The sequence below is a fragment of the Flavobacterium sp. GCM10022190 genome, assembly GCF_042656445.1.
Classification (GTDB): Bacteria; Bacteroidota; Bacteroidia; order Flavobacteriales; family Flavobacteriaceae; genus Flavobacterium; species Flavobacterium nitratireducens.
In genome coordinates, this window is the sequence record NZ_JBHSOQ010000001.1 from 1547521 (window position 1) to 1559882 (window position 12362).

Sequence of the window (12362 nt, forward strand, 5' to 3'; positions counted from 1 at the left end):
ATATTATGGCAGATAATAATGTTAAAAAATGGTACGTTGTTCGTGCAGTTAGTGGGCAAGAAAATAAGGTTAAGGCATATATTGAAACAGAGATTGCTAGATTAGGGATGTCTGATTATGTGTCTCAAGTACTTGTTCCTACAGAGAAAGTAGTATCAGTAAAAGACGGAAAGAAATTAGTTAAGGAGAAAGTGTATTTCCCTGGCTATGTTATGATAGAGGCTAATTTAATAGGGGAGATTCCTCATATTATTAAATCAGTAACAAGTGTTATTGGATTTTTAGGAGAGACTAAAGGAGGGGAACCTGTTCCTTTAAGACTTTCTGAAGTTAACAGAATGCTTGGTAAGGTTGATGAGTTGGCTGTGAATACAGACACAAAAGCAATCCCATTCAGCTTGGGCGAAACAGTTAAGGTTATCGATGGGCCTTTCAATGGTTTCAATGGTTCAGTTGAAAAAATTAATGAAGAAAAGCGTAAACTTGAAGTTATGGTTAAGATTTTTGGAAGAAAAACACCATTAGAGTTGAGTTTTATGCAAGTTGAAAAAGTATAATTTTCGTTACACTATAATAATCACTTCAATTGCTTCCGTAAGTTGTTGTGTTAAATTTTTTAAAAAATGGCTAAAGAAATTAGTAAGGTAGTTAAACTACAAGTTAAGGGAGGTGCTGCGAATCCGTCGCCACCGGTTGGACCTGCTTTAGGAGCTGCTGGGGTTAATATCATGGAGTTCTGTAAGCAATTTAATGCTAGAACACAAGATAAACCTGGCAAAATATGCCCAGTGCAAATCACTGTGTATAAAGACAAATCATTCGATTTTGTTGTTAAGACTCCTCCTGCAGCAGTTCAGTTATTGGAAGCTGCAAAGCTAAAATCTGGTTCAGGTGAGCCTAATCGTAAAAAAGTAGCAAGTGTTACTTGGGAACAAATTAGAGCTATTGCTGAAGACAAAATGCCAGACTTAAATGCATTCACAATTGAGAAAGCTATGAGTATGGTTGCTGGAACAGCTAGATCTATGGGTATAACTGTATCAGGAGACGCTCCTTTTTAATTAAGAGAAAGACATGGCAAAATTGACAAAAAAGCAAAAAGAGGCTGCTTCAAAAATTGAAAAGAACAAATTATACTCTTTAAAAGATGCTGCTGCATTAATTAAAGTAGTTGCTTCTGCAAAATTTGATGAGTCTGTTGATATCGCAGTACGTTTGGGTGTAGATCCAAGAAAAGCGAATCAAATGGTTAGAGGTGTGGTAACATTGCCTCATGGAACAGGTAAAGATGTAAAAGTATTGGCATTAGTTACTCCAGATAAAGAAGCGGAAGCTAAAGAAGCTGGTGCAGATTATGTTGGTCTTGATGATTACTTACAAAAAATTAAAGATGGTTGGACTGATGTTGATGTTATCATCACTATGCCAGCTGTTATGGGTAAATTAGGTCCATTAGGTCGTATTTTAGGACCTAGAGGTTTAATGCCTAACCCTAAAACAGGTACAGTAACTATGGATGTTGCTAAAGCTGTTGCTGAGGTAAAAGCTGGTAAAATTGACTTTAAAGTTGATAAAACTGGTATCGTGCATGCAGGAATTGGTAAAGTTTCTTTCGGGGCTGAACAAATCGTTGAAAACGCACACGAAATTATTCAAACATTAATCAAACTTAAGCCAACTGCTGCTAAAGGTACCTATATTAAAGGTATTCACCTTACAAGCACAATGAGTCCTGCTATTGCATTAGACCCAAAAGCAGTATAATTGGTAGTTAAAAATTTTTAGTATGACTAGAGAAGAAAAATCAATCGCGATTGAAAATTTAACTGCACAGTTAGCTGGTACAAATATTATTTATGTATCTGATATTTCTGGACTTGATGCAGAAACAACTTCAAACTTAAGAAGAGCTTGTTTTAAAGCAGGTGTTAAATTAGAGGTTGTAAAGAATACGTTGCTTGCTAAAGCTATGGAAGCTTCTGAAAATGATTATGGTGATTTACCATCAGTATTGACTGGTAACAGCGCTATTCTTATTGCAGATGTTGCTAATGCACCTGGAAAAATTATTAAGGATTTCAGAAAAAAAGCAGCAAAACCTATTTTAAAAGGAGCTTATATTAATTCTGAAATTTATATTGGTGATGAGCAATTAGATGCTTTAGCTACAATTAAATCTAAAGAAGAACTTATTGGAGAAATCATTGGATTACTTCAATCTCCTGCACAAAGAATTATTTCTGCTCTTCAAAACCAGTTCGCTGGAGAAGAAACAGAAGCATAATAAAATGGAGTTAACGCTCCGTTTTATATAAAATTGCGCACAATAAATAAATTATAATTTCACAAATCATTTTAAAAGATAGAAAAAATGGCAGATTTGAAACAATTCGCAGAACAATTAGTTAACTTAACAGTTAAAGAAGTTAACGAATTAGCAACAATATTAAAAGATGAGTATGGTATCGAGCCTGCAGCTGCTGCTGTAGTTGTAGCTGGTGGTGCTGATGGTGGTGCAGCTGTTGAAGAGCAAACTGAATTCACTGTAGTATTAAAAGAGGCTGGAGCTTCTAAATTAGCTGTAGTTAAATTAGTAAAAGAATTAACTGGTTTAGGTCTTAAAGAAGCTAAAGATGTAGTTGACGGTGCTCCTTCTAATGTTAAAGAAGGTGTTTCTAAAGAAGAGGCTGAAGGTCTTAAAAAATCTTTAGAAGAAGCTGGAGCTGTAGTTGAGCTTAAATAAGTTAAAACAGTTTTAAAAACTAGGTTTAGGTCTTGAGTTAATCACTCAATGCCTAAACCATTTTTCGTATAATGAAATAGTTCAAATTTTATTATAGATATTAGTTTAAAATACGAAAAAGTTTTTGATCAATACGAAGAAAGAAAATAGACTGATACTTTGTTTATTTTTAAAGATGTGTTGGTTTTAAAAAAAGAAAGTATCCATTAAACAATGTGTTTTACACAAAAAATTACTTTTTTTTAATCAAAATTTTGTCCATTGATGATAACAAATCAGACTGAAAGATTGAATTTTGCCTCTACAAAGAACATACCTCAGTATCCAGATTTCTTGGATGTTCAGGTTAAGTCTTTCCAAGATTTTTTTCAATTAGAAACGAAATCAGACGAAAGAGGCAATGAAGGGTTATACAACACCTTCATGGAAAACTTCCCAATTACTGATACAAGAAATAACTTTGTATTGGAATTCCTGGATTATTTTGTTGATCCGCCACGTTATACAATTCAAGAATGTATAGAAAGAGGTTTGACGCATAGTGTACCTTTAAAAGCAAGGTTAAAACTATACTGTACTGACCCAGAACACGAGGATTTTGAAACAATTGTTCAAGACGTTTATCTTGGTACAATTCCTTACATGACTCCAAGTGGAACTTTTGTTATTAACGGTGCTGAGCGTGTAGTTGTATCACAACTTCACCGTTCTCCAGGTGTTTTCTTCGGACAATCATTCCACGCTAATGGAACAAAATTATATTCTGCCAGAGTAATTCCTTTTAAAGGATCTTGGATAGAATTCTCTACTGATATCAACAGCGTAATGTACGCGTATATCGATAGAAAGAAAAAATTACCTGTAACTACTTTATTCCGTGCTATTGGTTTTGAAAGAGATAAGGATATCCTTGAAATCTTCGACTTAGCTGAAGAAATTAAAGTGTCTAAAACAGGACTTAAAAAATACATCGGTAGAAAACTTGCTGCACGTGTTTTGAATACATGGCATGAGGATTTCGTAGATGAGGATACTGGTGAGGTGGTTTCTATCGAACGTAATGAGATCATCCTTGATCGTGATACTATTATCGACAAAGATAATGTTGAAGAGATCATCGAGTCTAACGTAAAATCTATTTTGTTACACAAAGAGGATGCTAATCAAGCGGATTACGCTATCATCCACAATACGTTACAAAAAGATCCAACAAACTCTGAAAAAGAAGCTGTTGAGCATATCTACAGACAATTGCGTAACGCAGAACCGCCTGATGAAGAAACTGCTCGTGGTATTATAGATAAATTATTCTTCTCTGACCAACGTTACAACTTAGGTGAAGTAGGTCGTTACAGAATGAACAAAAAATTAAGTCTTGATATCCCAATGGACAAACAAGTTTTGACCAAAGAAGATATCATTACTATCGTGAAGTATTTAATTGAGTTGATTAATGCGAAAGCAGATATCGATGATATTGACCACTTATCAAACCGTCGTGTAAGAACAGTTGGTGAACAATTGTCTCAACAATTCGGTGTTGGTTTAGCACGTATGGCTAGAACTATTCGTGAGAGAATGAACGTTAGAGATAACGAGGTGTTTACACCAATTGATTTGATTAATGCTAAAACATTATCATCAGTTATCAACTCTTTCTTTGGTACTAACCAGTTATCTCAATTTATGGATCAAACGAATCCATTAGCTGAGATTACACACAAAAGAAGATTATCTGCACTTGGACCAGGTGGACTTTCGAGAGAGAGAGCTGGATTTGAGGTTCGTGACGTTCACTATACGCACTACGGTCGTTTATGTCCAATTGAAACGCCAGAGGGACCAAATATTGGTTTGATTTCTTCTCTTGGAGTTTATGCTAAAGTAAACGGAATGGGATTCATTGAAACTCCATACCGTAAAGTAACTAATGGAGTAGTTGATTTAGTTTCTGAACCAACTTACTTAAGTGCTGAAGAAGAAGAAGGGATGTTAATTGCGCAAGCAAACATCGAGATGGAGGATTCTGGAAAAATTACTGCTGAAAACGTAATTGCTCGTGAAGAAGGAGATTTCCCAGTTGTTGATCCTTCTAGCGTTCACTATACAGACGTTGCTCCTAACCAAATCGCTTCGATTTCTGCATCTTTGATTCCTTTCTTGGAGCATGATGATGCGAACCGTGCGTTGATGGGATCTAACATGATGCGTCAGGCCGTTCCATTGATTCGTCCTGAAGCTCCAATTGTAGGTACTGGTTTAGAGCGTCAAGTAGCTTCTGACTCTAGAGTATTAATTAATGCTGAAGGGCATGGTACTGTAGAATATGTTGATGCTAATATCATTACTATCAAATACGATCGTTCTGAAGAAGAAAGAATGGTAAGTTTTGATCCAGATGAAAAAACATATAACTTAATTAAATTCAGAAAAACGAACCAAGGAACAAGTATCAACTTGAAACCTATCGTAAGAAAAGGGGATAGAGTGGTTCCTGGACAAGTATTGTCGGAAGGTTATGCTACTGAAAATGGAGAATTAGCTTTAGGTAGAAACTTAAAAGTAGCGTTCATGCCATGGAAAGGGTACAACTTCGAGGATGCGATTGTAATTTCTGAGAAAGTTGTTCGTGATGATATCTTTACATCTATCCACGTAGACGATTACTCATTAGAAGTAAGAGATACTAAATTAGGTAACGAAGAGTTAACGAATGATATTCCAAACGTTTCTGAAGAGGCTACTAAAGACTTAGATGAAAACGGTATGATTAGAATTGGAGCCGAGGTAAAACCTGGTGATATTCTTATCGGAAAAATTACACCAAAAGGAGAATCTGATCCAACTCCTGAAGAGAAACTTTTAAGAGCGATCTTCGGTGATAAAGCTGGTGATGTTAAGGATGCTTCGTTGAAAGCTTCTCCATCTTTACATGGTGTAGTTTTAGACAAAAAATTATTTGCAAGAGCTGTAAAAGATAAACGTAAACGTACTCAGGATAAAGATGCTTTAGGAGCGCTTGAAATGGAGTTCGAAGTTAAATTTACAGAATTAAAAGATAGATTAATTGAGAAACTTTTCTTAATCGTAAACGGAAAAACATCGCAAGGTGTAATGAACGATTTGGGTGAAGAAGTTTTACCAAAAGGTAAAAAATATACTCAAAAAATGCTTTACGCTGTTGAAGATTTTGCTCACTTAAGCAAAGGTCAATGGGTAGCTGATGATGCAACTAATAAATTAGTTAATGATTTGATTCATAACTATAAAATTAAGTTGAACGATTTACAAGGAGCATTAAGAAGAGAGAAATTTACAATTACTGTTGGAGATGAATTGCCATCAGGAATCTTGAAATTAGCTAAAGTTTACATTGCTAAGAAACGTAAGTTGAAAGTAGGGGATAAGATGGCGGGACGTCACGGTAACAAAGGTATCGTTGCTCGTATCGTTCGTCATGAAGATATGCCTTTCTTAGAAGACGGTACACCAGTTGATATCGTGTTGAACCCACTAGGGGTACCTTCACGTATGAACATTGGTCAGATTTACGAAACGGTTCTTGGATGGGCTGGACAAAAATTAGGTAGAAAATATGCTACTCCAATTTTTGACGGTGCTACTTTAGATCAGATTAATGCTTTAACTGATGAGGCTGGAATTCCAAGATTCGGTCATACCTATTTATATGACGGAGGTACTGGAGAGCGTTTCCACCAACCAGCAACAGTAGGGGTTATCTATATGTTGAAATTAGGACACATGGTTGATGATAAGATGCACGCACGTTCTATCGGTCCATATTCGTTGATTACACAACAACCACTTGGAGGTAAGGCTCAATTTGGAGGTCAGCGTTTTGGAGAGATGGAGGTTTGGGCACTTGAGGCTTATGGTGCTTCTAGTACACTTAGAGAAATCTTAACAGTTAAGTCGGATGACGTAATTGGTAGAGCTAAAACTTACGAGGCTATCGTAAAAGGTGAAACAATGCCAGAACCAGGATTACCAGAATCATTCAATGTATTGATGCATGAATTGAAAGGTCTTGGATTAGACATCAGATTAGAAGAATAAATTAGTTTTCAGTCACAGTTTCAGTTTTCAGTTTAATCCTGAAAACTGAGATTGAAAACTGGGACTAAAAATTACAGTTTTTTGAGGATTTATACCCGTAAACCGTTCCGATTTTTTATATAAACCAAGAGGTTTTATAACTAGCACCTTAATGAAGAATTAAGGTTTAGAGAAGTAATTCGTGGTAGTGTTGTAAATATGTTAGTATAAACAAACAAACTTTCAGTTACAACAAGAATCAATTTTTAATTGCAAATAAATCAATAGTAAAAACTATGATGAATAATAGAAACAATAAAGAGAAAAACCAAGTAAAAAGGTTTGACAAAATTTCGATAGGACTAGCTTCTCCTGAATCTATCTTGAAAGAATCAAGAGGTGAGGTTTTAAAGCCGGAAACTATCAATTATAGAACGCACAAACCAGAGCGTGACGGTCTTTTCTGCGAAAGAATTTTCGGTCCGGTAAAAGATTTCGAATGTGCTTGTGGTAAATACAAAAGAATCCGTTATAAAGGAATCATTTGTGACCGTTGTGGAGTTGAAGTTACGGAGAAAAAAGTTCGTAGAGACAGAGTTGGACACATCAACTTGGTAGTGCCAATTGCTCACATTTGGTATTTCCGTTCTCTTCCAAATAAAATTGGATACATTTTAGGTCTTCCATCTAAGAAATTAGATATGATTATCTATTATGAAAGATATGTAGTAATTCAACCAGGTATTGCTAAAAATGCAGATGGTGAATCATTACAAAGATTAGATTTCTTAACTGAAGAAGAGTATTTGAATATTTTAGATACACTTCCGATGGAGAACCAATATTTAGATGATTTTGATCCTAATAAATTTGTTGCCAAAATGGGAGCAGAGTGTATTATGGACTTGTTAGCTCGTATTGACTTAGATGCATTATCATATGAGTTAAGACACAGTGCTAACAACGAAACTTCTAAACAACGTAAAACAGAAGCGTTAAAAAGATTACAAGTTGTTGAGTCTTTCCGTGAGTCTAACGAAAACCGCGAAAACCGTCCTGAGTGGATGATTATGAAAGTGGTTCCTGTTATTCCACCAGAATTACGTCCGTTAGTTCCACTTGATGGAGGTCGTTTTGCAACATCAGATTTGAACGACTTATATCGTCGTGTAATCATCCGTAACAACCGTTTGAAAAGATTGATGGAGATCAAAGCTCCTGAAGTAATCTTGAGAAACGAAAAACGTATGTTACAGGAATCTGTAGATTCATTATTCGATAACACACGTAAAGCTTCTGCTGTTAAAACAGAATCAAACAGACCATTAAAATCATTATCAGACTCGTTAAAAGGTAAGCAAGGACGTTTCCGTCAAAACTTATTAGGAAAACGTGTGGATTATTCTGCTCGTTCGGTAATTGTTGTTGGACCTGAGTTAAAAATGTTCGAATGTGGTCTTCCAAAAGATATGGCTGCTGAATTGTACAAACCTTTTGTGATTCGTAAATTGATCGAAAGAGGTATTGTAAAAACAGTTAAATCAGCTAAGAAAATCATTGATAAAAAAGAGCCTGTAGTTTGGGATATTCTTGAAAATGTAATCAAAGGACACCCAGTATTACTGAACCGTGCTCCTACGTTGCACCGTTTGGGTATCCAAGCTTTCCAACCTAAATTAATTGAAGGGAAAGCGATTCAGTTACACCCATTAACGTGTACGGCCTTCAACGCGGATTTCGATGGTGACCAGATGGCGGTTCACTTGCCATTAGGACCAGAAGCAATCCTTGAAGCGCAATTATTGATGCTTGCTTCTCACAATATCTTGAACCCTGCTAATGGTGCTCCTATTACAGTACCTTCTCAGGACATGGTTTTGGGTCTTTATTATATGACCAAAGAGCGTTTGTCAACTCCGGAAAAGAAAATTTTAGGAGAAGGATTAACTTTCTATTCTGCTGAAGAGGTTAACATCGCGTTAAACGAAGGAAGATTAGAATTGAATGCTCGTGTGAAAATTAGAGCAAAAGATTTAAATGAAAATGGAGAGTTAGTATATAAAATTATCCAAACAACTGCTGGACGTGTATTGTTTAATGAAGTAGTACCAGAAGCTGCAGGATATATCAATGATGTATTAACTAAGAAAAACTTAAGAGATATTATCGGTCACGTATTAAATTCAACAAGTGTACCTGAAACGGCTGCCTTCTTGGATAACATGAAAGATATGGGATATAAATTCGCATTCCGCGGAGGATTATCATTCTCATTAGGTGATATTAGAATTCCAGAGCAAAAAACACAATTGATCGCTGACGCAAGAGAGCAAGTAGAAGGAATTTCTGTGAACTATAACATGGGTCTTATTACGAATAACGAACGTTATAATCAAGTAATTGACGTATGGACTTCTGCAAATGCTCAATTGACAGAGTTAGCTATGAAAAACATTAGAGAAGACCAACAAGGATTCAACTCTGTGTATATGATGCTTGATTCTGGAGCTCGTGGATCTAAAGAGCAAATTCGTCAGTTAACTGGTATGCGTGGTTTGATGGCTAAGCCTAAAAAATCGACTGCTGGTGGTGGAGAAATTATTGAAAACCCGATTCTTTCTAACTTTAAGGAAGGTCTTTCGATCCTTGAGTACTTTATCTCTACTCACGGGGCTCGTAAAGGTCTTGCGGATACCGCTCTTAAAACAGCCGATGCTGGTTACTTAACAAGAAGATTACATGACGTTTCTCAAGACGTTATTGTTAATCTTGAGGATTGTGGAACTCTTAGAGGAGTTGAAGTTTCTGCATTGAAAAAGAATGAAGAAATTGTTGAGTCATTAGGAGAAAGAATTTTAGGACGTGTTGCGTTACAAGACGTAATTAATCCGTTAACTAATGAAGTATTAGTTGCTTCTGGTGAACAAATCACAGAATCGATCGTTAAAGCTATTGAAGCTTCTCCTTTAGAAAGTGTAGAAGTTCGTTCTCCATTAACTTGTGAGGCATTAAAAGGAATTTGTGCTAAATGTTACGGACGTAACTTAGCTACCGGAAAAATGACTCAAAGAGGTGAGGCTGTAGGTGTTATTGCTGCACAGTCTATTGGAGAGCCAGGTACACAGTTAACACTTCGTACGTTCCACGTAGGAGGGGTTGCAGGAGGTATCTCTGAAGAGTCTAGCATTATTGCTAAATTCCCAGGAAGATTAGAAGTAGAAGACTTGAAAACAGTTAAAGGAGAGGATAACGAAGGAAACGAAGTGGATATCGTTATTTCACGTTCTACTGAATTGAAATTAGTTGATGAGAAAACTGGAATCGTATTAAATACACATAACATTCCTTATGGATCTAGTATCTATGTAAAAGATGGAGATTCTATTGGAAAAGGAGAGGTTATCTGTAAATGGGATCCATATAACGGGGTAATTGTTTCTGAATTTACAGGAAAAATTGCTTACGAAGATTTAGAGCAAGGACAAACGTTCATGGTCGAAATCGATGAGCAAACAGGATTCCAAGAAAAAGTAATTTCTGAGGCTAGAAATAAAAAATTAATCCCTACTTTATTAGTATATGGTAAAGATGGTGAGTTAATCCGTTCTTACAACTTACCAGTAGGTGCACACCTTATGGTAGAAGATGGTGAGAAAATTAAAGCAGGTAAAGTATTAGTAAAAATCCCTCGTCGTTCTTCTAAATCTGGAGATATCACGGGAGGTTTACCAAGAATTACGGAGCTTTTAGAGGCTCGTAATCCTTCTAACCCAGCTGTAGTTTCTGAAATTGATGGAGTTGTTTCTTTTGGTAAAATTAAAAGAGGTAACCGTGAGATCATTATCGAATCTAAGTTTGGTGAAATTAAGAAATACTTGGTGAAATTATCTAGCCAAATTCTTGTTCAAGAAAATGACTTCGTAAGAGCTGGATCTCCATTATCTGATGGTGCTATTACACCAGATGATATCTTAAGAATTCAAGGTCCATCTGCTGTACAACAGTACTTGGTAAATGAAATTCAAGAGGTTTACCGTTTACAAGGGGTAAAAATTAACGATAAGCACTTTGAGGTTGTAATTCGTCAAATGATGCGTAAAGTTCAAGTTCAAGATCCAGGAGATACATTGTTCTTAGAAGATCAATTGATTCATACTAAAGACTTTATCGTAGAAAACGATAAGTTGTACGGAATGAAAGTGGTTGAAAACGCAGGTGACTCTACTAACTTAAAAGAAGGTCAAATCGTTACGCCACGTCAATTGAGAGATGAGAATTCTTTATTGAAACGTTCTGATAAAAACCTAGTTATTGCTCGTGATGTAGTTACTGCAACTGCAACTCCAGTATTACAAGGTATCACAAGAGCTTCGCTTCAAACAAAATCGTTTATTTCTGCTGCTTCGTTCCAAGAAACAACAAAAGTATTAAACGAGGCTGCTGTTGCTGGTAAAGTGGATCTATTGGAAGGATTGAAAGAAAATGTTATCGTAGGACACAGAATCCCTGCAGGTACAGGTATGAGAGAGTATGATAACGCTATCGTAGGTTCTAAAGAAGATTACAACGATATGATGGCAAACAAAGAAGAATATATTTACTAGTAAATAATATACTTTAATATTAAAAATAGGAAGATTACCTCGTGTAGTCTTTCTATTTTTTTTATATTGTCACTTTAAAAATTTAAAAAGATGAAAGATCAACAAGAACAAATCAATATTGAATTAGACGAACAAACAGCGGAAGGAATTTATTCTAATTTAGCGATTATTAACCACTCAGCTTCTGAGTTTGTATTAGACTTTATAAGTATAATGCCTGGTGTTCCAAAGGCTAAAGTAAAATCAAGGATAGTCTTGACTCCACAACATGCAAAAAGATTATTGAAAGCAATTGGAGATAATATCCACCGTTATGAGTTAGCTCATGGAGAAATTAAAGATACCGAGCATACTCCAATACCATTAAATTTTGGGCCTGCCGGTCAAGCATAATTTTTAAAAGGTTTTCTATTTGAAAGCCTTTTTTTATGCTTTTTCCTATGTTTAATTTTTAATTTTTAGTAGCTAAACGAGTTTTAGAGTTGTTTGTCGGAAATTTTTTTTACTGCTTTTGTATTGCTATAGATTTGTTTCATAATTAAATACAAACAGTAGAAACAAAGGTCATGAATCACTCAAACACAAATAGTACAAAATCTAAATTGATGATGTCAATTTTGTTTTTTATGTTCTTTTTCATGTTTTCATTTTCGGGCTATAGCCAGTCACAACCTGCTAAGGCTATCGAAATTAAAGGAAATGAAACGGCTACTAATGTTAAATTAGAAAATACTAGAGCTACCTCTAATATGGAATTTGCTCTTTGGTTTATGGGTACTAAACAAGATCCAAATTCAAATATATCTTCAGAAGGTGCTAATGCGAAAAAAGTAATTATTACTTCAGGAATCGCTCCAAATCGTGTTTTAATTAAAGCCTTTTTGAAAAAAGTAGTTAACTACGAAAACGCATTATCATAATTTTAAAAATTAAAAGTATAAAAAAAACGTCTCGAGAAA

9 protein-coding genes are annotated in these 12362 nt (G+C 35.4%); all 9 read left to right on the forward strand.

Annotated features, from left to right (window positions below; all coding sequences use genetic code 11):
• Positions 1-5: 5 nt before the first annotated feature.
• Positions 6-557 carry a transcription termination/antitermination protein NusG gene (gene nusG, locus ACFPTQ_RS06405; protein WP_278035060.1) on the forward strand — a complete coding sequence of 184 codons (552 nt, stop codon included), beginning with the start codon at positions 6-8 and terminating at the stop codon, positions 555-557.
• A 66-nt stretch (positions 558-623) separates the two neighbouring features.
• The gene (gene rplK / locus ACFPTQ_RS06410; RefSeq protein WP_066324992.1) at positions 624-1061 is read left to right on the forward strand and encodes a 50S ribosomal protein L11; all 438 of its coding nucleotides are present in this window, start codon (positions 624-626) and stop codon (positions 1059-1061) included.
• 13 nt (positions 1062-1074) lie between these two features.
• Positions 1075-1764 (forward strand): 50S ribosomal protein L1, encoded by a 690-nt coding sequence (gene rplA, locus ACFPTQ_RS06415; protein ID WP_278035061.1) that lies wholly within the window; start codon positions 1075-1077, stop codon positions 1762-1764.
• A gap of 22 nt (positions 1765-1786) precedes the next feature.
• Positions 1787-2284 (forward strand): 50S ribosomal protein L10, encoded by a 498-nt coding sequence (gene rplJ, locus ACFPTQ_RS06420; RefSeq protein ID WP_278035062.1) that lies wholly within the window; start codon positions 1787-1789, stop codon positions 2282-2284.
• An 87-nt stretch (positions 2285-2371) separates the two neighbouring features.
• Positions 2372-2743, forward strand: coding sequence for a 50S ribosomal protein L7/L12 (gene rplL, locus ACFPTQ_RS06425; protein ID WP_066324984.1), 372 nt, complete (start codon positions 2372-2374; stop codon positions 2741-2743).
• Between the two features lie 264 nt (positions 2744-3007).
• Positions 3008-6820 carry a DNA-directed RNA polymerase subunit beta gene (gene rpoB / locus ACFPTQ_RS06430; RefSeq protein ID WP_278035063.1) on the forward strand — a complete coding sequence of 1271 codons (3813 nt, stop codon included), beginning with the start codon at positions 3008-3010 and terminating at the stop codon, positions 6818-6820.
• Positions 6821-7095: 275 nt separating this feature from the next.
• Positions 7096-11403 carry a DNA-directed RNA polymerase subunit beta' gene (gene rpoC, locus ACFPTQ_RS06435; RefSeq protein WP_379775269.1) on the forward strand — a complete coding sequence of 1436 codons (4308 nt, stop codon included), beginning with the start codon at positions 7096-7098 and terminating at the stop codon, positions 11401-11403.
• A gap of 90 nt (positions 11404-11493) precedes the next feature.
• Positions 11494-11796 carry a DUF3467 domain-containing protein gene (locus ACFPTQ_RS06440; protein WP_278035065.1) on the forward strand — a complete coding sequence of 101 codons (303 nt, stop codon included), beginning with the start codon at positions 11494-11496 and terminating at the stop codon, positions 11794-11796.
• A gap of 173 nt (positions 11797-11969) precedes the next feature.
• A complete protein-coding gene (locus ACFPTQ_RS06445; protein WP_379775272.1) occupies positions 11970-12323 on the forward strand; it encodes a hypothetical protein in 354 nt (117 codons plus the stop codon).
• The last annotated feature ends 39 nt before the right edge of the window (positions 12324-12362 follow it).

Bases quoted from the DNA above. Each gene is read 5' to 3' on its own strand.
- nusG (WP_278035060.1), top strand. From the start codon at position 6: ATGGCAGATAATAATGTTAAAAAATGGTACGTTGTTCGTGCAGTTAGT.
- rplK (WP_066324992.1), top strand. From the start codon at position 624: ATGGCTAAAGAAATTAGTAAGGTAGTTAAACTACAAGTTAAGGGAGGT.
- rplA (WP_278035061.1), top strand. From the start codon at position 1,075: ATGGCAAAATTGACAAAAAAGCAAAAAGAGGCTGCTTCAAAAATTGAA.
- rplJ (WP_278035062.1), top strand. From the start codon at position 1,787: ATGACTAGAGAAGAAAAATCAATCGCGATTGAAAATTTAACTGCACAG.
- rplL (WP_066324984.1), top strand. From the start codon at position 2,372: ATGGCAGATTTGAAACAATTCGCAGAACAATTAGTTAACTTAACAGTT.
- rpoB (WP_278035063.1), top strand. From the start codon at position 3,008: ATGATAACAAATCAGACTGAAAGATTGAATTTTGCCTCTACAAAGAAC.
- rpoC (WP_379775269.1), top strand. From the start codon at position 7,096: ATGATGAATAATAGAAACAATAAAGAGAAAAACCAAGTAAAAAGGTTT.
- ACFPTQ_RS06440 (WP_278035065.1), top strand. From the start codon at position 11,494: ATGAAAGATCAACAAGAACAAATCAATATTGAATTAGACGAACAAACA.
- ACFPTQ_RS06445 (WP_379775272.1), top strand. From the start codon at position 11,970: ATGAATCACTCAAACACAAATAGTACAAAATCTAAATTGATGATGTCA.